The sequence below is a fragment of the Streptomyces tendae genome, from assembly GCF_014650435.1.
Classification (GTDB): Bacteria; Actinomycetota; Actinomycetes; order Streptomycetales; family Streptomycetaceae; genus Streptomyces; species Streptomyces tendae.
Window position 1 is genome coordinate 1 of record NZ_BMUY01000100.1, and the last position, 617, is coordinate 617.

General features: G+C 69.4%; 1 pseudogene. It reads left to right on the forward strand.

What is annotated here, in order from left to right:
- Positions 1–220 precede the first annotated feature (220 nt).
- Positions 221–617 (forward strand): annotated as a pseudogene (locus IE258_RS40820) (Ig-like domain repeat protein); the annotation flags it as partial.

Genomic DNA, 617 nt, shown 5'->3' on the forward strand with positions numbered 1-617 from the left:
CGGAACACACCGGCGGGGCCCGTACAACGGCGTGCGGGCTCCTGGGCCTGCCGCCCTCCCCTCCACCCGCCCCGGCGGAGGGGACGACGGCAGGCCCTCGCCATGTCGTGCCCCGTCCCGCGTGTTCTCCTTGCCTCTTGGATCTTCACGGTTGTTCCATGTCCTCCACGGGTGTCTCACCTGACGCGTGAGACCTCAACACAGCCTGTGGGGGGCACAGTTGAATACAGCACACCGTCCGGGACGCCTTGCGGCCGCCGTCCTCGCCGCCGCACTCGCCGGGACCGGACTCACCGTCGCCGCCGCGCCCGCGGCGCACGCGGCGGCCTCCGATGCCGTGGTCAAGCTGCCGATGTCCTCGTTCTCGGCACTGGCCGTCGACAACGTCCACCGGCAGGTCTTCGTCGCCGACAGCAACACCGGCTACGCCTACAACTCCGGCACGGTCGCCGTCTACAGCTTCACGGGCGAGCGCCTGGCGACGATCACCACCAACCAGAAGCACGTCTCCGGCCTGGCGGTCAGCGACGACGGCAGCAAGGTGTACGTCGGACTGCGCGACCGCATCGACGCCATCGACACCACCACCTACCAGCAGACCTTCGTCGCCAACACCT